At 60.7% G+C, this 22888-nt stretch carries 16 protein-coding genes; 7 read left to right on the plus strand and 9 right to left on the minus strand.

The features are described 5' to 3' along the window. Positions 1 to 280 precede the first annotated feature (280 nt). Positions 281 to 1270 (plus strand): N-acetylmuramoyl-L-alanine amidase, encoded by a 990-nt coding sequence (locus N688_RS18930; RefSeq protein WP_052890737.1) that lies wholly within the window; start codon positions 281 to 283, stop codon positions 1268 to 1270. Between the two features lie 387 nt (positions 1271 to 1657). Next, complete coding sequence (gene ftsH / locus N688_RS18935; protein WP_052890738.1) at positions 1658 to 3658, plus strand: ATP-dependent zinc metalloprotease FtsH; 2001 nt, start codon at positions 1658 to 1660, stop codon at positions 3656 to 3658. Positions 3659 to 3790: 132 nt separating this feature from the next. Here ftsH and N688_RS18940 read toward each other — a convergent pair whose 3' ends face one another. The 3 genes from N688_RS18940 to N688_RS18950 form a co-directional block, all read right to left on the minus strand. Beyond that, entirely contained in the window at positions 3791 to 6421 is a 2631-nt protein-coding gene (locus tag N688_RS18940) for an ATP-binding response regulator (protein WP_052890739.1), read from the minus strand. Beyond that, a complete protein-coding gene (locus N688_RS18945; RefSeq protein WP_156025519.1) occupies positions 6414 to 6971 on the minus strand; it encodes a chemotaxis protein CheW in 558 nt (185 codons plus the stop codon). Before N688_RS18945 ends, N688_RS18940 begins: the two co-directional genes overlap by 8 nt. 174 nt (positions 6972 to 7145) lie before the next feature. Next, the gene (locus N688_RS18950; protein WP_052890741.1) at positions 7146 to 7541 is read right to left on the minus strand and encodes a response regulator; all 396 of its coding nucleotides are present in this window, start codon (positions 7539 to 7541) and stop codon (positions 7146 to 7148) included. A gap of 476 nt (positions 7542 to 8017) precedes the next feature. Between N688_RS18950 and N688_RS18955 the strand changes: the two genes are divergently transcribed. From N688_RS18955 to N688_RS18970, 4 genes are all read left to right on the plus strand, one after another. Further along, the gene (locus N688_RS18955; protein ID WP_052890742.1) at positions 8018 to 8809 is read left to right on the plus strand and encodes an SDR family oxidoreductase; all 792 of its coding nucleotides are present in this window, start codon (positions 8018 to 8020) and stop codon (positions 8807 to 8809) included. 150 nt (positions 8810 to 8959) lie between these two features. Beyond that, positions 8960 to 9517 carry an EXPERA domain-containing protein gene (locus tag N688_RS18960; protein ID WP_052890743.1) on the plus strand — a complete coding sequence of 186 codons (558 nt, stop codon included), beginning with the start codon at positions 8960 to 8962 and terminating at the stop codon, positions 9515 to 9517. Next, positions 9514 to 10413: a DUF1295 domain-containing protein gene (locus N688_RS18965; RefSeq protein ID WP_081839016.1), complete on the plus strand. Its 900-nt coding sequence runs from the start codon at positions 9514 to 9516 to the stop codon at positions 10411 to 10413. Before N688_RS18960 ends, N688_RS18965 begins: the two co-directional genes overlap by 4 nt. A gap of 122 nt (positions 10414 to 10535) precedes the next feature. After that, positions 10536 to 10838: a DUF1330 domain-containing protein gene (locus tag N688_RS18970; RefSeq protein WP_052890744.1), complete on the plus strand. Its 303-nt coding sequence runs from the start codon at positions 10536 to 10538 to the stop codon at positions 10836 to 10838. Between the two features lie 109 nt (positions 10839 to 10947). Here N688_RS18970 and N688_RS18975 read toward each other — a convergent pair whose 3' ends face one another. From N688_RS18975 to N688_RS22485, 6 genes are all read right to left on the minus strand, one after another. Further along, the gene (locus tag N688_RS18975; protein WP_052890745.1) at positions 10948 to 12138 is read right to left on the minus strand and encodes a permease; all 1191 of its coding nucleotides are present in this window, start codon (positions 12136 to 12138) and stop codon (positions 10948 to 10950) included. Between the two features lie 185 nt (positions 12139 to 12323). Then, positions 12324 to 13175: an energy-coupling factor ABC transporter ATP-binding protein gene (locus tag N688_RS18980; protein WP_052890746.1), complete on the minus strand. Its 852-nt coding sequence runs from the start codon at positions 13173 to 13175 to the stop codon at positions 12324 to 12326. Beyond that, positions 13172 to 14113, minus strand: coding sequence for a cobalt ECF transporter T component CbiQ (cbiQ, locus tag N688_RS18985; protein WP_052890747.1), 942 nt, complete (start codon positions 14111 to 14113; stop codon positions 13172 to 13174). Before cbiQ ends, N688_RS18980 begins: the two co-directional genes overlap by 4 nt. After that, positions 14110 to 15423 carry a cobalt transporter CbiM gene (gene cbiM, locus N688_RS22480; protein ID WP_081839017.1) on the minus strand — a complete coding sequence of 438 codons (1314 nt, stop codon included), beginning with the start codon at positions 15421 to 15423 and terminating at the stop codon, positions 14110 to 14112. Before cbiM ends, cbiQ begins: the two co-directional genes overlap by 4 nt. 508 nt (positions 15424 to 15931) lie before the next feature. After that, positions 15932 to 18097 carry a cellulose binding domain-containing protein gene (locus N688_RS18995; RefSeq protein WP_052890748.1) on the minus strand — a complete coding sequence of 722 codons (2166 nt, stop codon included), beginning with the start codon at positions 18095 to 18097 and terminating at the stop codon, positions 15932 to 15934. A gap of 323 nt (positions 18098 to 18420) precedes the next feature. After that, a complete protein-coding gene (locus N688_RS22485) occupies positions 18421 to 20019 on the minus strand; it encodes a cellulase family glycosylhydrolase (protein ID WP_081839018.1) in 1599 nt (532 codons plus the stop codon). A gap of 748 nt (positions 20020 to 20767) precedes the next feature. On the opposite strand from N688_RS22485, the gene N688_RS19010 reads away from it, so the two are divergent. Further along, positions 20768 to 22495, plus strand: coding sequence for an ABC transporter substrate-binding protein (locus N688_RS19010; protein WP_081839019.1), 1728 nt, complete (start codon positions 20768 to 20770; stop codon positions 22493 to 22495). Positions 22496 to 22888 lie beyond the last annotated feature (393 nt).

Consider the following 22888-nt stretch of genomic DNA (forward strand, 5'->3'; position numbering starts at 1 on the left):
GACCTGATCAAAAACATTTGTTATGCCGAGTATACTTACTAGATAGAAGCGATAGCAGATTATAATGGCCATGTTGCGCAGTGAAACAGGACGCTTTCCTCAGCAGAAGCTTCTTTATCAAGAGAGGTAAAGCAGGGAAGAGATTACGGATGCTCACAGATCTATTCAGTGGCGACAAGACCTGTGCTATCGCTCTGAACTGGAAAGGAGCAGGTATGACCTCAGTGAACTCGCCTGCGAGAGCGCACCAGCAGCGGTCGAAGGAGGAGGTACCACAGCGATGACCGACTACGCGGAAGCCATCCCGATGTACGTGGATCGCTCGCGGGTCTTCATCGACGCCAACAACCCGAAATGGATCGTGGTCCATAAGACCGCGGGCTTTCACACGGCGCAGGAGGTAGCCAACTACTTTGCTACCAATGCGGAAATGACCAGCACCCATTACGTGGTAGGACAGGATGGGACGGTGGTGCAGTGCGTGCGTGAGCAGGATGGAGCCGGGGGAAACTGCTGTCTGGAAGCAGGCCACGCCGCCTTTTTGCCCGAGGGCATCAATCTGAACCTGGTGACCATCAGCATCGAGCATGTCGACCCGGCCCTCGATAACTCAACGCCGCTCACCGATGCCCAGAAACGTGCCTCGTTCCGCCTGATCGCGGACATCTGTGAGCGTCACGGCATTCCTCGCCGGCATGGCGATGCCAACGGTGGCATCGTCGGTCATTTTGAGCTGGACCCCATTTCGCGCGCGCGCTGCCCCGGCAACTATCCCTGGACTGAGTTGTGGGCGTTTCTTGAGCAAGGAGGGTTTATGCTGGATATCACGGCCACTCGCGGCTACTTCACGGATCTCGGTAACAACGTCTGGCGCTGCACGAAAACGGGATATGTCGTCGGTCATGGCATCCTGGACTTCTACCGCCGCTACGGCGGGGATGCCCTCTTTGGCCTGACCTACCTCGGTCTCCCCCTCTCCAATGAAACGGCGGTCGCTGGCTATAAGGGTGTGGTCTTGCAGCGCTTCGAGCGCGGCGTGGTCTGCTGGGACCCCGGCCACCAGGTCGATAACCCTCCCGGCTCTGGCCCCGCCTACCTGATGCACCTCGATCGCGGTCCCGGCCAGGACCCGCGCATCTCCGCGCTCCAACAGCAAGTAGCCACCCTTCAGCAGCAGGTCAATACCCTGAAACAGGAGGTCGATACGCTCAAGCAGGAACTGGATGCGCAGGAGCTAGGCACCGGTTCGCCCGCTCAACCAGCGAGCTAGCGCATCAGCCGGCGATTCGCTAACAAGCTCATCCTGACACTATCGGCGCGGACCTTGCTCGCTCCCTCGCTCGGGACAGGGCCCGCGCCTCCGCTGATCACCCGCTCCCCAGCCTACCCTACCTTCCCCCGGCCTGTCCTGCACCTATCCTCCGGCCCTGGCCCGGCCAGGCGGCTATCAAACTAGAAGGGTCAGGCTGGCACTCCTTCCCCCCAATGAGATATCATAGTATAGTAATTACTCCAACCCAATCGCTTCGCTCATCCGTATTACCGTATAAAATACAGAGGCAGCGACCGCGCCTGATCGCCCGGCTGCTTCTGGCCAACGAGCCAGCCAGTCAGCCGATGCGGCGATCCTGTCGAGCAGAAAGCAGGTCTGAACAAGATGGAAGCTCAGGCTTTACATACCTACGAGCGCGGCCCCGATGGTCCTTCTCAGAGTGGGCCCCCGCGCTTGAATACTCCTCCCAGTCCCAACGGCAACAGCAACAACAATAATAATAACCGCAACAATGAAAGCCTTTCTTCGTTGCTGCTGCGTTCTCTGGTGATTGTGGGGATCTTGCTGCTGGGCTGGTGGGCCCTTCAATCCTTCCTACAGGGCGGCACGAGCAGCAGCAATCAAAACGCTATTGAGATCCCATACAGCTCTTTCTACGCAGAAGTAGAGAAAGGTAACGTCAAGACGGCGGTCTTTCAGGGGCAGGATGTGACCGGCGAGTTCGTTGACCCGGTCGCTGACCCCAACAACCCCGGCAAGACGTCAAAATACTATCACTTCACGCAGCTCGCCAGCGGAGACCCCAAGCTGATTCAGCTGCTGCTGCAGCATAACGTCTCGGTCTCCGCCAAGCCGACCAGCGATGGCAGCCTATGGCTAAACATCCTCTTTAATGCCCTGCCCTGGGTCTTCCTGGGAGTGCTCTTCCTGTTCATCATCAGGCGCGCTACGCAGGGTCAGCAGAATATCTTTAGCTTCGGCAAGAGCCGCGCGCGCCTGATCATGGAGGATCGGCCCAGCACGACCTTCGCCGATGTGGCCGGGGTTGATGAGGCCAAAAATGACCTGGTCGAGATCGTCGAGTTTCTGAAGACGCCCCAGAAGTTCCAGCGTCTAGGCGGCAAGATCCCCCGCGGCGTCTTGCTGGTTGGTCCCCCAGGCACAGGGAAGACCCTATTGGCGCGGGCCGTGGCCGGCGAGGCCGGCGTCCCCTTCTTCTCGATGTCCGGCTCCGAGTTCGTTGAGGTCCTGGTGGGTGTGGGCGCCAGCCGCGTGCGCGACCTCTTCGACCAGGCCAAGAAGGCCGCCCCCAGCATCATCTTTATCGATGAGATTGATGCCGTCGGACGCCAGCGCGGCGCCAGCATCAATAGCAACGATGAGCGCGAGCAGACGCTGAATCAGCTGCTGGTGGAGATGGATGGCTTCGACGTGCGCCAGGCCGTGGTAGTGCTGGCGGCGACTAACCGTCCCGAGGGCCTCGACAAGGCCCTGTTGCGCCCCGGTCGCTTCGATCGCCGCGTGACCGTGGACCGTCCCGACTGGAAGGGGCGCCTGGCAATCCTGCAGATCCACACGCGCAAGGTCCCTCTGGCCCCAGATGTGGACCTGGAGGCGATCGCCCGAGCCACGCCGGGCATGGTCGGCGCTGACCTGGCTAACCTGGTCAATGAGGCAGCCCTCCTGGCCGCACGCCGCAATCTGGATGTCGTCAATCAGAACTGCTTCCTGGAGGCCCTGGATAAGATTGTCCTGGGCGCCGAGCGCCCGCTCGTGCTCAGCGAGGAAGATCTGAAGGTGGTGGCCTACCACGAAGGCGGCCACGCCCTGACCGCGCTTCTGACCGAGCACGTTGACCCTGTCGGGAAGGTCACCATCGTGCCACGTGGCCAGGCGCTGGGCGTGACGCGCTATCTGCCGCTCGATGACCGCCACAACTACAGTCGCGAGTACCTGGAGGCCCGCCTGGTGACCGCCCTCGGTGGACGCGCCGCTGAAGAGGTGGCCATTGGCCGCATTACAACCGGCGCGGAGAACGATCTCCAGCAAGTGACGCAGATCGCCCGCCGCATGGTCACTAACTGGGGCATGAGCGAGCGAATCGGCCCGCTTTTCTTCCAGGAGCGCGAAGACCCGCTGGAGCGCGCTGCCTTTGGACGCCGCGACTACAGCGAGAAGACGGCTTCTATGATCGATAAAGAGGTCGATCGCATTGTCAAGGCAGCCTACAACCGCGCCCTGAGTCTGCTGCGCGAGCATCGCGTAACGCTTGATCGCATCGCCCAGGCTCTGCGCCTCTACGAGACGCTCGATACTCAGCAGCTGCAGCAGATCATGATCGAGACTGGCGCCATCAGGGCTGCTGCCTCCTACTATCGCAACTAGGGGAGAACAGATCAGCAGCCATCGGCCAAAGAGGCTCTCCTTCCCTGTTTCGGGCGGGGAAGGAGAGCCTCCTCGTTTCGGCTAGCGACCGTACCGTACGCACAGCTCCGCTCGTGGTCGCTGGCCCGCCACCTATTGAGCTGGTGCCTTCTCGCTCAGCACAGTCCCAATGGTGTCCAACAGCTGTTCGGGAGGCGAAGGCTTGGTCAAATAGGCCTGAGCCCCCAGATCCTGGGCCGAGCGACGATGCTTCTCCGAAGAACGCGCCGTGAGCATGATGATCTTGAGCGAGGCAAAACGTGAACTGGCCCGGATCATGCTGAGCAGCTCATAGCCATTCAAATGGGGCATCTCTATGTCGAGCAGCAAGACGTCCGGCGGCTGTTCCAGCAATAGCTCCCAGGCCTCCATGCCGTCGCGCGCCTGCACCACGCGATAGCCAGCTCGCTGTAGTGTCTGCTGCAACGACTGGCGAATGTACACCGAATCGTCAGCGATCATGACCGTCCGCCCGGCGCTGGCGACTGTCTGCTCGGAGCTGCCGGCCAGCGGTCCGCGCTGGGGGCTGGTCCTCTTCATCTCCGGGGCTACCGCAAGAGGCGCGAGGCGCATCAGGTCCACGACGAGCAAGACATTGCCCTGGCCGTCAATGGCCGCCCCCATGATCCCAGGACGTCGCAGATAAGGGGCCAAAGGCCGGACTACCAGCTCAACGCCCCCCAGAACTTCGTCCACCGCGACTACCTCACAGGGCAGGCCCTCTTGCAACAAGAGCAGCGGACGCGCCTCCTCTGGCGAAGCAGACTCACTCGTACCATCGTCCACCTCTGGCAACCCCAGCAACCGAGAGAGCGGCACGGCAGAGAGCGGGGACTGGGCAGAAGCAGCCTGGCCCTCTCCCTCCAGGGCAGAGCGCTCTACGATAATGCGGCGCACCTGGGAGAAGGGTACGACCAGGCGTTGGCCAGCGGTGCGCACCAGCAGGCCATGCATGGCCCCATGCAAGCGTGGCAGCGTCAGATAGAAAGTCACCCCGCCCAGGGCATTGCGCTGAGCGGTCACCGTCCCCTGCAGCTGCTGAATGGGTCCCTGGACCAACTCCAGCGCTCCCGCCCGCACCGGTGTCGAGAAGCCCAGTTCCAGCGAGACCTCATTGCCAACCGCATGGGCATAGAACCAGACTCGCCTCTCCTGCTCTTCCTCCCCACCATCTTCAGCATAGGTGCTGCTCCAATTGATGATCATGGCATAGCGCACGAGCTGCAGCAAGGGACGGGCCAGGGCCTCCAGAATGTCCTGATCCACCTCGGTCGTCTCGCCGCGAGCTTCAAAGCGGACACGTTGACGCTGAGCGTCGGCACTCATCCGAATGGCCCGCCGGATGCGCGGTAGCAGCACGGCCAGGGGCGCCGAGCGCAACAAGAGCGTCTCGCCACGCACCCGATTGGCAAGGTCCATGTGACGACGCAGGACGCGATCAAGACGAGCAAAGGCAGCGCGAACCTGGGCCGAGGCCGTGCTGACATCGGCGATCGCTTCAGCAAAGGCGCGCAAGAGGACGTCGCTCTCGGTATAGCGATCAACTTCCATCTCGTCCCAAGAGGTCGTCTCGCGCGCTTTGAGCGCCAGAACGCTCAAACGTTGGCGCTGCTGAGCATGCATCGGGGTATGGCGTCCAGACTGCTCCGCCTCCTCCAGGATGCGCGCCACCAGCGATGACATCGGTTGCTGCGGAAGCGAACGGAGCGGCAAGGGAGGAATGCGGCCAGTCTCGCTGAGCGAGAGAGGATTAAGGGAGAGCAGCGTCTCCAGATACTGCAGGCGTCCCTGAGCGGCGTAAAGTTCCTGTAAGGCTGCCTCTAGCTCACGCCGGGCGCTCTCCAGAGGTTCTCGTTGTTCGGCCAGATGCTCGCTATTGAGCACGAGCCGCTTGAGACGCTCAGCATCCACCAGCACCGAGGGAAGCGGCGAGCTGGATTCGCGCGGAGGGCGGGTACGGAGATGGAAACGAGCAATCTCCTCACGCAACGGAGAGCGGGGCGCCAGCTCTTCTTCTTCGAGCAAGGCCGCCTCATCGGCTGCTGTGAGGGCAATCAGGCTTTCCGAGGGCGCGCGGCGCACATTGCCGAACTCATTGAGGGCCTCATAATCGGCCTCCAGCTCGGTGAGAGGGGTGCTACTCTCCTGTCCTGTCTCGACGATGCTTTGCAGCGTGGCCTCCAGCGCCCGCATGGCCTGCACCAGGGCCATCAGGCCAATCATCATCGGGACCGAGCCATCGCGCAACGAGCCGACAAGCATCTCGATATAGTAGGCGATCGTCGACATCGACGGGCAGCCGACGGCGCCCGCGGTCCCTTTCAGCTTATGAGCGCTACGGCGCAGGGCCTCCAGGTAGCCATCGTCAAGCTGGTCCTCTTGCTCCAGCTGGGTCAGAGCCTGGCGCATCGAGGCAATATCCTCGTCGGCCTCCCCAACAAAAAGGACCAGCATATCGTCGAGGCCCTCATCAGCCGCGGACGAGCCAGCCCCTGCCTCTCCTCCTCCCAGACCCGCGGTCGCTGCTTCGTCAGAGAGGTCTCTCCCCTCGCCAGCCACAGCAGCCGCAGCCGGCGACTCGGCGAGACCTTCGGGCGGCTCCAGATCTTCCATCTGGCGAAAAGCCTCGATGATCGCCAGATCTTCAGGCGTCAGTTGAGAGGCCTCCTCCGGCTCAGGCGCTTCCGCCAGCTCCTCCGGCAGCGCGTCCTCTGGCTCAGCCATAGGTCACCGCCCTCTCTATCTCGTGTAGCACCTCAGCCAGCAAAGCCGGCACATCCAGCACCGGATCAGTACCGCGCAGGCCACGCAGCAGTTCGCGACGCACAGGAAGGGCCTCACACTCCTCCAGAGGCGTATATTCCAGGGAGAGGATCGAGCCAATGGCGGGAACCAGCAGGCCGACTGGCTGGTCAGGATGATCAGCAACCAGCAACATGCTGTCGCCCGCGGAGACCGTGGGAGAATCGCAGAGGAAGCCAGGCAGATCAACGGCGGCAATCACCTCGCCACGCCAGGCCACCAGGCCAGGCAGCCAGGCAGGGGAAGCGGGCAAAACAGCAAAACGATGGGGAGGAGGCACCACTTCACAGAGTGCCTTGAGCGAAACAAAACAGCAGCCCTGTCCCAGCGACAGGCTGCATTCCAGATACTCCTCGGGATGAGCTGCAGCTGGAACCATGCGAGCCAGCTCACGCGCATAGTTCCAGAACTCCTCATCGCTCAAAGCCTCCAGCGACCTGGAGAGAAACCCTCCCGCACGTGGTACAACCATCTTCTCTTCCGCTCGCGCCGCCGCAGGCAGCACTGCCCTCGTTCGTTTTCCTCGTTCGTGAGTGATGAGCGAGTCGCTTCTTGCGTCACTGGCCAAGGCGGTTGATTGATCACGTGAGGTCCAACGAACCAAACAAGGAATCAATCAAACGCCCGGCAGATGAAGCCAGGCCAGCTAACTGTAGGTCGGGGTCGGGCTACCCAGATGGGCCTGCACGACCGAAATGACATCCTGTGTTCGGAATGGCTTGGTGAGGTAATCCTTGGCTCCCGCCAGACGCCCCTTAAGACGATCAATCACCCCATCGCGACCCGAGAGCATTACAATGACTGTATGACCAAATTGGGGCTTCGTTCGCAAAATGCGAGCAATCTCGTAGCCATCCATCTTGGGCAGACCGATGTCGAGGATCACCAGGTCAGGAACACGGTGTTTATGCTTCGTGAGAGCCTCCAGCGCCTGAATCCCATCAGGATAGCTGACGTAATCGAAGCCCTCACGTCTCAGGCTGGTCTCGATGATCTTGCGCACGGTCAGCGAATCATCTATCACCATGACGAGTTTGCTCATAGTGTCTCCCTCTCTCTGCTTCCACACTACTACCATCCTTCAATCCGCCAACATACAACTGTCTGTATGTATCGGATGACCCCCTGCGCTCCCTTCATCCTGAAGGCCGCGCTGGTAGAGCTGTCGCTTCGACTCACCCGTGCTGCTCTCAGGACCGTTTCCTGATAAAATGTCGAAACACCCAGCCTACTCAGGTGACATAGTGGGGCTGTAGCAATAGTACCATAGGCGCCCGCAAAGTGCAATACAAGGGCATAAAAAACTGATTAAGATTTTTATCACGGTCAAATATGACCCACCGCCCGCGCTCTGGAGCCTCACCAGCGCCCTATGTGGTAATCTAGTAGCAGCAGGCAAGCCGCTTGCGCTGCGCACGGAAGAAGAGGCAGGAGGCCCTTTCCTTCTCGTGCAGCGCAAGAGCAAACCGGCAGACGATCAATCACGCTCAGCCGAGAGCGAAGCAGAGGAGGCTTTTAATGGCTGATGCCCCTTTTCGCGAGCAGGCGGTACTGATCACGGGTGCTTCGCGCGGCATCGGTGAGCAGCTGGCTTATCAGCTGGCAGAGCAGGGCGCCTGGCTGGCTCTGGCCGCCCGCAGCAGCGAGGCACTGGAGACCGTGGCCGCCACCTGTCGGACCCGCGGCGTCCGTGCGCTGGCCGTCCCTACCGACTTGCGCGATGAGGCCCAGTGTCGACACCTGGTCGAACGCACGATCAGAGAATATGGTCGCCTCGATATGCTGATCAATAACGCCGGCATGGGCTTCCCCCACCGCTTCGAGACCCTCAGCGATCTCTCAACCCTACGCTCCGAGATTGAGCTGAACTATTTGGGTACGGTCTACTGCACCTACTACGCCTTGCCATATTTGAAGCGCAGTCGCGGGCGCATCGTGGGCGTCAACAGCTTCGGCGGCCTGCTCGGCCTACCGGGTACTGCTGGCTACAATGCTTCGAAGCACGCCATGCGCGGCTTCTTGAATACCTTGCGCACGGAGCTGCATGGCAGCGGGGTCAGCGTCTCGATTACCTACCTGAGCGCCGTGCGAACAGCACGCTTGCAGGAGGTGATGGGCGAGCAGGCCAGGAAGGTGCCTGCCCTCGACCCAGACCGCTGCGCCCGCCTGATCTTGCGTCAGGCCGCTCGCCGGCGCCGCGAGCAGGTGCTGACGCTCTCGGGCAAGACCCTGGTTTGGCTGAATCGCTGGGCGCCGGCCCTGGTCGAACGCTTGCTGGCATCGACTGCGCTGATTTCTTACCGCGAGTGAGCTGAGTGGGCTGCCGCGGCTGCAGCTGGTTACGGCCTGCGTCTGTCCAGGCCAGGCCCGCCTTGACCAGCAGCACCCCAGCGCTCGCTGGCCCTGGTCTGGCTCACCGGGCCGGGCCGGGCCGGGATCTCCTCGAAGGAGGATGATGCAGTGACGATACTGGAGCCTGTTCCTCTCTCTCAGCGTCGCCTTGATTGGCTGCTGATCGCTTTCTTTGTGATCAACCTGCTCTTCGTATCTTATTTGATCGATATTGAACAGATCATTATCCCCAATCCCTGGCACTTCAGCTATCCGCTCTGGCCGCCGCGCCCAGTGGTCGACCTGATCCACTGGTGGGGTCAGCACTTTGATCCGCTGTTGATGGCCCGCCCGGTCTTCTTTAAAGTGACCATCTGGCTCGACGACCTGCTCTACGGTCCTTTCTACCTGGTGGCCACCTATGCCTATGCCAGGGGTCGCGAGTGGATTCGCCTGCCGAGCATTATCTACGCCGTGGCCATGATCGAGGGCGTGGTAATCATCCTGAGCGAGGAGGCTTTCGGCGTCTATCGCTCACCTCATCTGGGCCTGGTGATCGCCGCCAATGCCTCGTGGATCATCTTTCCGCTCGTGATTCTCTTCCGCATGGGATTGCGCGAGCATCCCTTCAGCCGTCCGGCGAGGCTGAGCAGACCGGCCCTGGCGGGGGAAGGAGCCAGAGGATGAAGCGCGCCTTTGCGATAGCGATCCTGGCCTATGTGCTGGCACTGGGAGGGGCCTGGGCCACGCTCCGCCTCCTTCAGAGCTGGCCACCGCTGGCCGCGCTGGCGGTCGCCGATGGCGTGGCGACCGTCGTGATCTTCGCCTTCAGTGTGCTGACAAACAATTCGAGCCTCTATGATCCCTATTGGAGCGTGGCCCCGGTCCCGATCGCCCTTTTCTGGCTATTCCGGCCCGGCTCGGATGGTCTGGCCAACCCACGGCATGGCCTGATCTTCGGCTTGCTCTGCCTCTGGGCGCTGCGCCTGACGGTGAACTGGGCCAGGCGCTGGCGCGGGTTGGAACATGAAGACTGGCGCTACCAGGATATCCGTAAGAGTACAGGGCCCTGGTACTGGCCGGTCAGTCTGCTCGGTATTCACCTGATGCCGACAGTGCTGGTCTTTTTGGGCTGTCTGAGCCTGTGGCCTAACCTGAGCGATCGCGGGACCCCTCTCGCTCTGGCCGATGGGCTGGCAGCCCTGGTGACGCTGGCCGCCGTGGCTATCGAGGCTGTGGCCGATCAGCAAATGGAGCACTTCCGTGCCCGGCCCGCCAGCGAGCGTGGCCCTTTTCCGTCGGGCCTCTGGTCCTGGTCGCGCCATCCCAACTATCTCGGCGAAGTGTTGTTCTGGTGGGGCCTCTATCTTTTTGTGCCAGCGGCCCACCCGGCTTTTTGGTGGACAATCGTCGGACCAGTGGCGATACTGGCACTCTTCCTGGGGATCAGTATCCCCATGATGGAGCGCCACCTGCTGGCAAAGTATCCTGCCAGCTATGCCCAGTACCAGCAGCACGTCGCGCCGTTCTTTCCCTGGCCTTCTCGCTCTCGCTCAGCGCGACGCGTAGAACTGGATCACTGAGCCGGGCGATGTGCTATAGTGTTGTTGTCCTGTTACAGCAGCTCTGGTGCAGAGGAAGCAAAAGCCAGCAGGCCAGGCGATAATGACAGGATGGACACAACCGCAAGAACAGGAGGAGAACGATGGCAGTCTATATCATCGCCAGCATCGATATCACCGATCCCGAAGACTATCAGGAGTACGCCCGCCAGGCCGGCGCTACTGTGGCTCAATATGGGGGCAGATATCTGGCTCGTGGCAGTCAGATCGAGGCGATCGAGGGCGATTGGAAGCCTGGCCGCCTGGCTCTGCTGGAATTCCCAACGGCTGAACAGGCCTGGGCCTGGTACAATTCACCCGAGTACAGCGCAATCCGCGGCATCCGGCAGCGCGCTTCTCACTCGCGTGTGATCCTCGTCCACGGCCTCCCCGAGCAGCCAGCCTGAGCATAACAGGCTCTCCACCTCCACGAGAGCGGTTCAGGACCGCTCTCGTGTTAGCGTCAGCCTCATGAGCTGGAGGCGCGCTGACATACCAGTCAGCCACCCTGCCCGCTCATGAGGCGTCCCGCTGCACATGAGATCCGTGCCCATGTCCGTGAGAGGCTTCGGCTGACTCAGAAGGAGGCCGATTCATCATGGCTAGCATGGCCGGGCCACCGGTGCGCAGAAAGCGGATAACGAGCACAGCGGCAAGCAAGAGGGCCAGCAAATTGAGCACCGTAGTGTAGTTCCACTGCAGTCCCTCACTGACAGCGGTCACCGTACGCTGCGTTGGAATGAGACCCAGGAGGCTAAAGAGCAGCTCCACCAGGTAGCCAGCGAGGGCCATTGTGACATAGAAGGTCAGCAGCAGATAGCTGGCCACGTGCCAGCCGTAATACTTGCGGTAGATGTCGAGAATAGGCAGGACGATCAGATCAGCAAAGATGAAGCTGACCAGGCCACCGAAGCTGATGCCACCGCGCCAGAGCACCGCCGCAAGGGGCACATTGCCTACAGAGCAGACAAAGCTGATAATGGCCACCAGTGGGCCAATCAGCGGCCCCTCGATGGCTGCCAGCGTCGGGTTACCGCTCAGGAAGAAGGTGCGCCAGAAGCTGTCAGGTACCCAGGCCGCTAAAGCCCCGGCAATGAGCAGTCCCAGCAGCACATCGGTCCAGATCGCCGCCCAGTCCATCACGAAATAATGGCTGATGGCCGTGAAGGCTCGCCCGCTCCAGAGACGGCGCCAGAATGGGCCGCTGGCCTCGACACTCATGTCCATCGCCGCATGGCCCTCCATGCGCCCGCTGAGGCCGCGCTCCGCCTGCTCTCTGGCTCGGGCTACCAGCCGGCGACTGAGCGTGAGGCGGAAGATGAGCGCCAGCAGCATGACCATGATGAGGCCACCGAGATACTGCGCCAGCATGAAGGGCCAGCCCAGCAAGACCAGCAAGATCAGGCCCAGCTCAATGACCAGATTGGTCGAGGCCAGCTCAAAGACCATCGCCGCGGTAAAACTGGCCCCCTTGCGAAAGAGCGAGCGCGCCAGGGCAACCGCTGCATAGGAGCAGGAGCTGGAGGCGATGCCGAAAAGAGTGGCTAGCGCCAGATGTCGGGGAGACTCGCCTCCCAGGAGACGAGCCAGCGTTTTTCGGGCAACCACCGCCTGCACCAGTGCTGAGAGGGCAAAGCCTAAGACGAGCGGCCAGAGAATTTCCCAGAACATGCTGAAGGCGCTCAGCAGCGCCTGCACGATAAACATGGGCCTTTCCTTCCCTCCTTATCGCCCCCTGGTCACCTCAGAGCAAGCTGGCAAGCCTAGGCTTCCCAGAGAAAGATAGGCCACCCAGATCATCCCTGTCAAGCTCATGAGCGGGTCAGGCGTAGTCAGGAGCGGGGACCGGCCCTCGCCTCCTGACCAGGGCTGCTGCCACGCCTGGCAGCAGGCTAGAGGGAAGAGGCCGCGGTATCGCTCGGCCTCTGCGGCTCCGCTTCGGCTTCCAGGGTCAGAGACCAGCTGCGATGCAGTTGGGGATGGATCAGATTGGCGCGCACCAGCAGCGCCCGATCGCGCAAGATCTCCCCCGGCTGACCATCGGCCAGAATGCGCCGCTCCTCGCCCAGCACAATCACTCGCTGCGCAATCAAGGGCACAATCTCTAGCTCGTGCGTCGCTGTAACGATAGTTCTCCCCTGCTCGCCCAGGCGACGGATCAAATTGACCAGCACCCACTTGGTACGCGGATCAAGCGAGGCCGTCGGCTCGTCCAGGAGGATGACCTCCGGCTGCAGCGAGAGAACCGAGGCAATGGCCGCTCGCTTCTTCTCGCCGCCCGATAGCTCAAAGGGGGCCCGGTCGGCCAGCTGACCGATCTCCATCAGCTCCAGCGCCTCCTGACAGCGCCGCTTGACCTCTTCGCGTGGCAGGCCAAGCTGCAGCGGCCCGAAGGCCACGTCATCAAAGACCGTGGCGCTGAAGAGCTGCACATCGGGATCTTGAAAGACTAGCCCAACCTGGCGATGAAAGGTAAAGGTCTCCTGCCCCGCCGCCACTGCCTTGATGTCGCGGCCCAAGGCTCGCATGCTTCCCTCCTCTGGCGCCAGCAGGCCATCGAGAAGCTTCAGCAGGGTCGATTTGCCACTCCCATTGGCTCCCAAGAGCGCAATCTGCTCACCGTGGCTAATCTCCAAATCGATGCCGTCAAGGGCCAGATGTCGACCGTGATAGCGATAGCGCACCCCACGCAGCCGATAGATGACGGTGCCCGGTTGGAGTGTCGAAGCCTGGGTCTCACTCATAGCAGCACCCTCCCTAAGAAAAAGAGACCAATCGCCAGCAGCGCCGCGCCCAGCAGCGCCAAGACATCCCCACTCCGCAGGCGATAATCGCTATAGGTGCGAATCGTCCCCGTGAAGCCGCGCGCACACATGGCAGCATAGACCTCATTGCTCATCTGGAAGGAGCGATTCATCAAGGTCACCAGGGCGGTCACAATCCAGGCCCGCTGCTCCCCGCCGCTGGTGAAGCCCACCGTACGGCTCTTGCGGGCCTCGAAGAAGCCGTTGACCGTATGCAAAAAGAGGAAAATATAGCGGTAGGTCATCGAGAGCAGTAGAATAAAGATCTGGGGTACATGTAAGATCTGCAGGCTTTTGAGCAGATCAGCCCAGCGCGTCGTCAGAATCAAGAGAACGGCCAGCGAGACGGCGTCACCCACGCGCATGACGAAGACGGCAGCCCCCAGCAGACTGGCCGGGGTTGGACCCAGGTGCAACGGTCCCAGGTCCAGCTCAAAGAGGCGCGGCCCACCGCTGGTGAAGAAGATCGAAGGCAAGATGACAACGCCTGCGAAAAAGGGTATGCCCAGCCAGACCCGACGCACAAAGAAATCAAAGGGCAAGAGACTGGCTCGCGCCACCAGCAAGAGCAGACCATACAGTAGCAGCAGTACCAGGAGCGAATGAGAGAGACTGGCGGCCAGCACCGTCACCATGAACATCCCTATCTTGATGCGCGGATCAAGGCCCTGCAGCCAGCCTGGACGGCGCGCGTGCTCCTCTGTAAAGACCGCACGCTCAATGGCCTCCGTCACCCCAGCCAGCGTCTGCTCCACCCAGCCAAGCTGGCGCCGCAGCTGACGCCGCTCCCGACGAGAGAAAGTCAAAGGCTCGACCTCTTGCCCGCGGGAGACCTGACCCCCAACCTGACCACCGTCAGCCTCTGCTTCCAGGCTCATAGCGCCCCCTCACGCGGCTGCGCCGGCTTCCCACTGACTTCAGCCTCCCCCCCACCACGACCAGTCAGGCGGCGTATCAGTAGCATCAAGCCCGAGACCACCAGTACCAGCAGGAGAATCCCGATGATACCGCTGATCTCGTAGCCTAACGCCGCATGCCATAGAGGGGCATTCGGCGCCGTAAAGAAGTCAGCGTTGATAGTGTAGCCACTCAAGGGCGCGTTCCAGAGACCATTGAGATCGCGTAGTCCCTGGGGAATGTAGCCGAAAGCCTGCTGCACATCCTCGGGGCTGCCCTCCCCAAAGGCGAAACCGGGCGCAATCAGACCCAACGGCGCGAAAATGGCCAAGGCCATAAAGAAGGTTCCCACTCGTTTCAGACGGGCTGGCAACAGCAACCAGGTCAAAGGCAAGAGCACCACCGCGATGCCCAGCACAATCAGCAGCATGATGCCCACATCGGGCCAGCTCACCTGCGACCAATCTGCCCCAAAGAGATGGTCAAGACGTCCCCCACCGGTAATCAGGCCCGCAATAAAGAGCAGGACGAGTGCCAGGGGAACCGCCAGCGCGAAGATGCGCCAGAGTGGCAGCGCCTGCGCCTCGCCGGTGGGAACATCGCCGCCGCTCACTACCTCGCGCAGCGCTGTGAGCAAGGCAGGATGCTGCTTCTGAATGTAGGCAAAGCCAAGGGCCGTAATCAGCGCCTCGACCAGCGAGGCCCCAAAGGCGTGCGAGAGCAGCATTGCGGGAATGGCCACACCCAGCGGATAGGGACTATAGAGCGGGTGCCCATTCTGCTGAAAGAGCACAGGCTGCAATCCCAGCTCGATGCCAACAGCCAGAGCCGCCGCCGTAATCCCGACGTAGGAGCCGATGGCCGCCGCCCAAATACGCCGCGTTGACAGCACCGGCGAGCGACCCGCAATCACGCGATAGGTATAGTAACCAACAAAGGGCAGGATGACGCCCATATTCAAACAATTGGCGAAAATAGCGAGAATGCCCCCATCGCCGAAGAAAAGCGCCTGGATAATCAGGGCCACACTCACACAGAGCATGGCCGCCCAGGGGCCGAGCACAATAGCGATCAAGGTGCCCCCAACCCCGTGGGCCGTCGTCCCCCCGGGCACCGGCACATTAAACATCATGATGGTGAAGGAGAGGGCCGAAAAGATGGCCATCAGCGGCACGGTCCGCCGATTGAGCACATCACGCACCTTATGGGTGGCTACCGCCCAGGCAGGGATCGTCACCACACCAGAGCCGAGGGAAAAGACAGGCGAGAGATAACCGTCGGGTATGTGCATGGCAGGAACCTCCGTAACCCGCTCAGAAAAGAGACCACCGCCCAACTGCAGAGGAAGAGCGCAAAACGCACAGAATGCCGCCCGCCAGGCTGGCTACTTGTCAACTGCCCCTCCTCACCTGGTGTCGGCCATAGCTGCTTGTCAGATGCAATTGCAAATCATTCTCAATAACTACAGGTAAGTATAGGGAACAGGTTGCTTGCCTGTCAAGGGCAGCCTGGCCCAGGCGCGCCTGGCCTGGCCTTTGTCAGCCGGCTTCAAGCAGTAGCGAGAAGGGGAGTAGAGCCAGCTCAGATGAAGATCCAGATCAGCGAACAAAGGAGAAGGCGGGGGAAGCGGAGCAGTTGCTCCTTCCCCCGCCCCGCTTCCAGGGTAGGTGCTCGTGCTCGTTCGTATCCAGCAGGGGCGCTTAGATAAGCTCCTTCATACCATAGCCCTCCTCCCGCTGAGGAGCGAACAGACACAGCCGTGTCCATAAGCCAGACCAGCCGGTCCAGCCCGGTCCGCCTCACTGGGGAGCTGGCAAAGAACCAGTCGAACCACACTGGCCGCTCCCGCTACCAGAGGGAACCGCCAGCGGGCCGGCCTCGACAAAGCAGAGAAAGCTATATTCTTTGCTTGCATTGCCCAGGCCATTGTACTGGCCATTGAGCAAGCCATAGCTATCCTCGCCATTCAGGGCCCAGTAGGTCCAGTTCAGATTACTCACAGCCACACCCGAGCCCCCAGAGCCATAGCTGCTCTTGATGAAGTTGATCAGGTCCGTAAACCACTGACCTTGCGAACCTGCGCCGCTAGAGACCAGATCGCTGGCGCTGTTGCCGGTGCCAAATTCGCCAATCCAGACCGGAGCGGAGCTATAGGGCTGGGCGCCTGTATTGCTCCAGGGATAGCCGCTATGGCCAGGCCAGCTCGGATTGATCCCGTTCGGCGTCGCAATATAGGCCCAATTACTCGTCCAGACATCCACCAGGCTGGAGCCAGAGCAGCCGCTCTTATAGCAGGTGTTACTGTTGAACCAGCTCTGTGGATAGAGCGTCGGACCATACTCGTGCGCTGAGTAGACCACCTGATTATTGACCGCCGGCCCCAGGCTGTTGGCGCTGCCGCCAGCATTGAGGACGATGGGAGCGCCCGCATTATTGCTATTGCCATTGACCCCCTGCAGGCTGCCCCCCCACCAGGTGCTGGAGTAGGGACCGTTCGCCTGCGTTCCCGAGGACGTCGGATAGGCTGAGACCCCCTCGACAAAGATCAAAGGATAGCTCCAGCTGTGGCTCTGGGCATCGCCGAGCAAGGTATCGGCAGCGCGCTCCGCAGCCAGGCGCCAATCGTGGCAGGATGAGGTCACCACACAGGCCGGGGCAAACGGATTCGGATTTGGGTTGCTGGCTGGATCAATGCCATCGCCCGAACCCCATTGAGCGCCGCTGGCGTACTGATTGGGATAGGTCCCCTCCACATGCGGCTCATTGCGCAGGTCATAGCCCAAGACGATCGGCCACCCATCGGAGGCCAGATAATTCACCGTCACCGTATCCGTTGCTCCCAGCGTCTGGGGGACACCATGTACCCAGCGTTGGACACTCACCCAGTCGTTGATCCACCTGCTCTCGGGATAGGCCGAGGTATACCACAGCCCGCTCTGCTCGGCGGACTCTCCTGCCTCCGAGCGGTGATTGTCGAGAATCACATGCAGGCCAATAGAGCCGGCATAGTTGATGATCTTGGCCAGGATATCACGCGCATGCAGCCCCACACACGACGGACAGCCGACATCGTTCTGCGGTATCGGATCAGACTCCCACATCTGATTAGAGAAGGGAATGCGCAGGGTATTGTAGCCATAGCTCTTGACCAGGTTGAGAATCGTCGAAATATCATACGACCACAACCCGTGCGCCACAGAGTCGGGAGTCTCGAAGCCATACCAGTTGATGCCACTGATGATGAACTGGCTGCCATTGGGCGCCAGGATCTTCGTGCCGCTGGTCCTCCAGCCTCCGCTGGCGCTCCCCCCACCAGAGCCCGGCGTGGGCGTCAGCGTCGGCGTCGGCGTGGGACTGGCCCCACCGGGCTCCGTACCCCAGACCAGTTGCCCGTTGAGATAGAGCGTTACCTGGCTCCACGGGGCATAGCTCGTCTGCGTGGCGCTCCACGAATAGTCGTTGGCCTGGTTGTAGTTGCTCCAGTCGCTCTTGTTGAAGCGCACCTGGATCTCACCACTGTTACCGCCAGGTACAATGCTCCCCGCCGCACTGCTGAAACCGACCTGAAGATAGGTGTCAGCACTCGCTGTGGGAGCGCTCATCAGCACAAAGGTGCCGGCGAGATTGCTGCAACCAACCGCCGCATAGTCACACCAGAATTGCTGCGACTGGCTGCCGTCCTTCGTATACCAATAGCGGATGGTCAGGCTGCTGAGGGCGACACTGGAGCTGGTATTGTTGACGATCTCAAAGTGAGGGCGAGGCGTATTGGTGGTGGCACTGGTATTGGCATCGGCATACTCGAGAACCAGCCCGGAGGGAGCAGGCTGCGCATGGCTAATGCGCGCCGCGCCGAGCGCCACACCCAGCGAACTGAGTAGCAGCACCCCGAGCAGGAGCGTCCCGACCCACCAGCGTCCTTGCAGAGGCCGCAGACGCGAGCGCGAAAAGAAGGATGGCTTCATGCCCAATGTCTCCTTAAGATGCGTCCAGAGCCAGTGAATTCCTCCAGCTCATCCAGTGGAGAGGCGGAACGGAAGGCGGTCACCCGGACCGGGCCGGCCAGGCCAGCGCCAGGAACTGGGCCGACGAGGATCAGGCTCACTCAGACGAGCGCCTTTCTCCCCACCTGCATCGACCTGGAGCCTGCAACCAACCTGCCCAACCTCCGCCCGCCTCATCCACACTTGCGGTAGCCGCTCACACGGCCAATCTATGGACATACCAGCAGGCGCGTCCTTGCGGTAATAGCCATCCCTGACCTGCTGCTGGTATCAAGGCTGCCAGGTCAGACGACGCTGCAGCTGACGCCATTGAGCGAGAAACTTGTCGGCGCAGGATTGCTGCCGGTCCAGCTGGCCAGAAAACCCGGTGGTGAGCTAAGTGTGCCGCCCGCCGGGATCTGGGCGTTGTAGGAGGCATTGGTAATCGTTACCTGCGCCCCTTGTTGCGTGTAGCTCCCGTTCCAGAGCTGGGTAATCTGCTGACCAGCCGCGAAGCTGAAACGTAAGGTCCAGCCGTTAATAGAACTGCTGCCCGTATTAGTAATGCTGATACTGGCCTGGAAGCCGCCCGGCCATTGACCGACCACACTATAGTGCACTTGACACGAAGCGCCAGCACCTGGCGTGGGAGACGGCGTCGGCGATGGGGTAGCCGTCGGGGTCACTGTCGGACGCGGCGTCGGGGTTGGGGTCGGCGACGGCGCCGTGGTCGCCGTGGGCGACGGCGTCGGAGACGGCGTCGGTGTGCTGCCACCACCACCACTGGCCAGAGCAATCAGATGATCGTGTAGACCCTGCCCATAGGCCGTGGGCGTGCCATTGTAATTGCTGATCAGCGCAGGGAAGGAGCTGCAATCGTAGGTGTCCCAGGCCCAGCCAAGATAGCTAATGCCATGCTGGTCAAACCAGGCCATCGCCGTGTCAATAAAGCCATGCGCACAGTCGTTCTCGCCGATCTCACCAGCAACGACCGGCACCTGGGCAGCAACCGGAGCAACCTGGGAGTCCCAGCAGCTCGTGCTGCTGCAAGCGTTGAAATTATACAGGTGGAAAGAGGCTACCAGATTGTTGAGCGGGTCAGTGGGCTTGTACTGCAGCCACTGCGAGAGGTTGTTAGAGTAGGCCAGACCTCCTAGCATGATCACATTGGTAGCCCCCGTGGCCCGCACCGTGTTGATCAGGGTCTGCATGCCAGCTACGGCAAAACCAACGTCGCTACAAGGGCTGGCGTTGGCCGCCGTGCTGCCGTCACGCCAACAGGCCCAACTGCTGGTGTATGGCTCATTGTAAAGGTCGAAGACGACGGAACTGTTGTTCTTGAAAGCGTTGGCTACCGACGTCCAGAAAGCCGGAGCATGGTCTAGATCGGGCATCGGCTGCTGCCCGTTGGCCTGCTGGCTGCCCGGAGCGTTCCAATGCAAGTCGAGAATGACAATAAGATTGTCAGATGTCAATGTATTAACAAAGTTGATGACCTGCTGCTGATAGGTGGCAGCCGAGTACTGGGCGGCAGGATAGCCGTTGATGCCAAGCCAGCAGTCCTCGTTCAAGGGGATGCGCACCGCGTTGATATCCCAGCTCAGCATGGCATTGATGGCGTTGGTGTCCACCGGCCCATCGAACACGGTGGTGGCAGTGCTGCTGCGACACATGTACTCTGCGCCAGAACGATTCACGCCAAGCGCTCGCACAACCTGGTTCTGCCCATTGAGCAAGCGATTACCAGAGACGTGCAGCCCCGTCACCGACGGCGCCGCATGAGCACGTAAAGCCTGCGATCTGACTCCTAGATAGGTGGCAAGGGAGAAGGACGCCAGAACGAGCAGGAGAGAGAGCGCCGCGTACCTCAGCCGAGGCCAGCGACACACGGATGGTGTGGCCATAGGTCCCCCCTTTTGATAGATCAAAGAGGTAGCTTCCTTGCTTACCGGGGTCGCGCCTCCCTGCGACAGAGATGGCACCAGGCCCGGCTCGCTCGCCGTGGTCCTCTTTATCCCGTGGCTCCAGTTCTACCACAGCGTCGTAAACGGTATCGTAAACGATACCGTAAACGTTTACGAAGTAACTATACCGCCAGCTCTGGCTTTTGTCAAGCGCTGATCTTCCCTTCCCCTGGAGCCAACTGCAGGCTGGCAGGCTCTTCTCTGTCCAGTGCGCCATCTCTCCAGACTTAGGACAAAATGGGGAGAAGACCAGCGCCGGCCCTCCTCCCATCTATCCGCCAGCCAGCAACGGATCGGCCTCGAGCGCTCACTCACAGCTGGTCGTCACACCCGAGCTCTTGAAGAGGAAAAGAGGTTTTTTCTTTCTCTTCGCTTGTGGCCAGCTCCATAGTAGTAATGTGTATCCAATGCTATTGCAGAGCTTTCCTACTTCAATGGCAATTGACAGAGAAGATGCTTGCAATTACAATTTATGTAATCGATTTCGGTATCGCTAACGCAAACGATTACAAAAGCTTTCGCTCAACTGTAGAGCCAGGAAGCATGTGATTCTGATCAGCCGATGAATTTGTTGAGGGAAGGGAGTGGAAGAGAGCAGCAGCGTGGGGCTATACCGCGTGCAGATTGAGCGCCAGCCAGGCTCGCCCGCTCAGTCTGAAGCGAGGACGAGACAAGACCAGGAGGCACCATGAAAACGAGATCTCAACCGCTATGCTTGGTGAGTGCTTGCCAGCGCCTTGCTGGAGCACTCTGCATCCTTCTCTCCCTGGGCGCTCTGCTCCTCAGCGCCTGTGGTGGTTCGGCCCAGCCGACCGGGACCAGAACCGATACACTCAGGGTATTGCCGGCGCCAAACGGTCCCAATGCCGACCTCTTCAATCCATTCTTCAACTACAACACCCCTGCCGCCTGGGGAGCGCAGGGCCTGCTTTACGAGGTTCTCTATTCGACCGACTTCTCCACAGGTGAATATCATTCCTGGTTGGCGACCAGCTACAATTTCTCCAGCGACAACACGCAGCTCACCTTCCACTTGCGTCCCAATGTCAAGTGGAACGACGGCCAGCCCTTCACCAGCGCTGACGTCAAGTTCACCTTCGACCTGATGAAGGACCATCCAGCTCTCGACCAGGGTGGAGTCAGCGCCCTCATTAAAAACATCACCACTCCCGATGATGAGACGGTGACCTTCACCCTGACCGGTCCCAACAGCACCGCGCTCTTCTACGTCGGCCAGACCTACATCGTGCCGCAGCACGCCTGGTCCTCGATCAGCGGCGACCCCGCCAAGTTCACCAACGATAAGAACCCCGTCGGCACCGGTCCCTACAAGCTCCGCAGCTTCTCCGCCGACCTGATCATCTACGACGTCAACCCCTCCTACTGGGGTGGCCAGCCCGCCGTCAAGCACATCTACGTCTACTCCGCCAAGGACAACACCACTGCTATCACCAATATGATCCAGGGCAAGTACGACTGGATGGGAAGCGCCTGGACACCGGACTTTGATAAGCAATTCAAGTCCAAGGACCCCCAGCACAACAAGACCTGGTCCTTCCCCAGCAACACCGTCATGCTCTACCTGAACCTCTACAAGGCCCCCTTCAATAGCGTCCTCGTCCGCAAGGCCATCAGCGCCGCAATCAACCGCGACAACCTGCCACAGGGCGTGGCCTACTACGCGAAGCCGGCTCATCCGACCGCTATCATTCCTCCGCGCAAAGATTGGATCGCGCCGGAGTATCAGAATGCCACCTTCCAGTACAGCGTCTCGCAAGCTCAGTCCTATCTCAAGCAGGCTGGCTACACCCAGCACAGCGATGGCTACTTCTACGACTCCAGCGGCAAGGTCCTCGGCTTCTCCATCATCGTCCCCAGCAGCTGGTCTGACTGGGCTCAGGATGTCCAGTTCATCGTCAACGACCTCAACAAGGCGGGCATCAAGGCCACGATGAACGGTCTGGCCGACGCCAATACCTACTTCAGCGCCATCTACGGCGGCAACTATGAGGCGGCGATCGGCTGGACGGACAAGGGTCCCACCCCCTACTATCCGTATCGCGACATGCTCAGCAGCAGCAACTCCGCCCCGCCCGGCAAGCCGGTCTCGGGCACAAACTTTGGCCGCTGGGATACGCATTCGGCTGGGACGCTGGCCAATCAGGTCGATCAGCTGCTCAAGCAGTACATGACCTCGACCGATGTCAATGTCCAGAAACAGGCCATTCAGGGCATCGAGAAGATCATCGTCGAGCAGCTGCCGGCCATCCCGCTGACGGTCAATGTGGACTGGGACGAGCATACCACCAGGCACTGGACCGGCTGGCCCGATGATAGCAACCCCAATATCGTCGTGCCTACCTACCAGGTGCCCGACGTGGTCAGCGTGATCCTGCACCTCAAGCCCACTTCCTGACACCACTCCTCAAGAGGAGACATCTCGCTCTCTAAACGGGCCGCGCTTCTCCGGTCTGCCCCGTCAAGTCGGATAAGCCCGGCCCGTTCTTGATTGGGCATCCCATAGGACAGGGGCCTGCCGGCTCACCGGTGGGCCGGCAGGCAGCGGAGCTAGGAGAAAAGGGGGATAGATTTATCAGGCAAGTAAGGCGTATCATACTATTCGGTTGAGTGTGGTTGAGGAGGTAGAGAGGTTCAATAAAGTCTCCAAAGCAAAGCAGGCATGGAGGGCCTGAAGAGAGTCCTCAAAAAAGAAAAGCAGAGAGCAGGATCTCTCTCGATTTAGGCTCCATAGGGACAGAGCGAACCCAAGCCTCGTTGGCGTTTCATATCGTGTGCCATCACCTATTGA

The sequence above is a fragment of the Thermogemmatispora carboxidivorans genome, from assembly GCF_000702505.1.
GTDB classification, from domain to species: Bacteria; Chloroflexota; Ktedonobacteria; order Ktedonobacterales; family Ktedonobacteraceae; genus Thermogemmatispora; species Thermogemmatispora carboxidivorans.

Excerpts from the sequence above, each read along its gene's own strand:
- N688_RS18940 (WP_052890739.1), bottom strand. The coding sequence starts at position 6,421 with ATGGCTGAGCCAGAGGACGCGCTGCCGGAGGAGCTGGCGGAAGCGCCT.
- N688_RS18970 (WP_052890744.1), top strand. The coding sequence starts at position 10,536 with ATGGCAGTCTATATCATCGCCAGCATCGATATCACCGATCCCGAAGAC.
- N688_RS18975 (WP_052890745.1), bottom strand. The coding sequence starts at position 12,138 with ATGTTTATCGTGCAGGCGCTGCTGAGCGCCTTCAGCATGTTCTGGGAA.
- N688_RS19010 (WP_081839019.1), top strand. The coding sequence starts at position 20,768 with ATGAAAACGAGATCTCAACCGCTATGCTTGGTGAGTGCTTGCCAGCGC.
- cbiM (WP_081839017.1), bottom strand. The coding sequence starts at position 15,423 with ATGCACATACCCGACGGTTATCTCTCGCCTGTCTTTTCCCTCGGCTCT.
- N688_RS22485 (WP_081839018.1), bottom strand. The coding sequence starts at position 20,019 with ATGGCCACACCATCCGTGTGTCGCTGGCCTCGGCTGAGGTACGCGGCG.
- N688_RS18945 (WP_156025519.1), bottom strand. The coding sequence starts at position 6,971 with ATGGTTGTACCACGTGCGGGAGGGTTTCTCTCCAGGTCGCTGGAGGCT.
- ftsH (WP_052890738.1), top strand. The coding sequence starts at position 1,658 with ATGGAAGCTCAGGCTTTACATACCTACGAGCGCGGCCCCGATGGTCCT.
- N688_RS18930 (WP_052890737.1), top strand. The coding sequence starts at position 281 with ATGACCGACTACGCGGAAGCCATCCCGATGTACGTGGATCGCTCGCGG.
- N688_RS18965 (WP_081839016.1), top strand. The coding sequence starts at position 9,514 with ATGAAGCGCGCCTTTGCGATAGCGATCCTGGCCTATGTGCTGGCACTG.
- N688_RS18955 (WP_052890742.1), top strand. The coding sequence starts at position 8,018 with ATGGCTGATGCCCCTTTTCGCGAGCAGGCGGTACTGATCACGGGTGCT.
- cbiQ (WP_052890747.1), bottom strand. The coding sequence starts at position 14,113 with ATGAGCCTGGAAGCAGAGGCTGACGGTGGTCAGGTTGGGGGTCAGGTC.
- N688_RS18950 (WP_052890741.1), bottom strand. The coding sequence starts at position 7,541 with ATGAGCAAACTCGTCATGGTGATAGATGATTCGCTGACCGTGCGCAAG.
- N688_RS18995 (WP_052890748.1), bottom strand. The coding sequence starts at position 18,097 with ATGAAGCCATCCTTCTTTTCGCGCTCGCGTCTGCGGCCTCTGCAAGGA.
- N688_RS18980 (WP_052890746.1), bottom strand. The coding sequence starts at position 13,175 with ATGAGTGAGACCCAGGCTTCGACACTCCAACCGGGCACCGTCATCTAT.